Origin of the sequence: Flagellimonas lutimaris (genome assembly GCF_051494225.1) — a bacterium.
GTDB lineage: Bacteria > Bacteroidota > Bacteroidia > Flavobacteriales > Flavobacteriaceae > Flagellimonas > Flagellimonas lutimaris_A.
The window spans coordinates 1-467 of sequence record NZ_JBNPYE010000030.1 but is presented as its reverse complement, the minus strand read 5'-3'; the positions used below and the strand labels follow the sequence as shown (position 1 = coordinate 467).

Sequence of the window (467 nt, the reverse complement as noted above, 5' to 3'; positions counted from 1 at the left end):
GCAGCGGCATTGGTCAGTTCCAAGGTCGTGCCCGTCAAGGCTACATCCGAAAGTTCGTTCGTAGGGTCCGCGTCCGCATCGTCAACATTATCAACACCATCATTATCAACAGTTATGGTCCCACCATCTGCCAAAGTAATGGTAGATGTTCCATTGCCATTATCCAGTACACTGGAGGCTGTGAATGTTGTAAGTGTCCCATTTTCACTTGTATATGTAAAGCTTCCATCTCCATTATCCGCCAATGTAGTTACTGTTTCAGAAATAGTAACCGAGGCTACATTAAGGTATAGACCTCCGTCCGTTCCAGCTGTAATGTCGTTGTTCGCATTAGAACTTATCACGTTTGTTGCTACTGTGCCCCCACCATCGGTAATCTCAACACTACCAGCATTCATAGCTGCTCCAGTGTTGTATTCGTTCGTAGGGTCCGCGTCCGCATCGTCCGTATCAAGGGCGGCAAGCTC

General features: G+C 47.8%; 1 protein-coding gene. It reads right to left on the bottom strand.

The annotated features are described in order from the left end of the window. Positions 1-467, bottom strand: a 467-nt coding sequence (locus ACQQ5U_RS19405) for a hypothetical protein (protein ID WP_437400116.1), incomplete at both ends; no start/stop codon positions are given.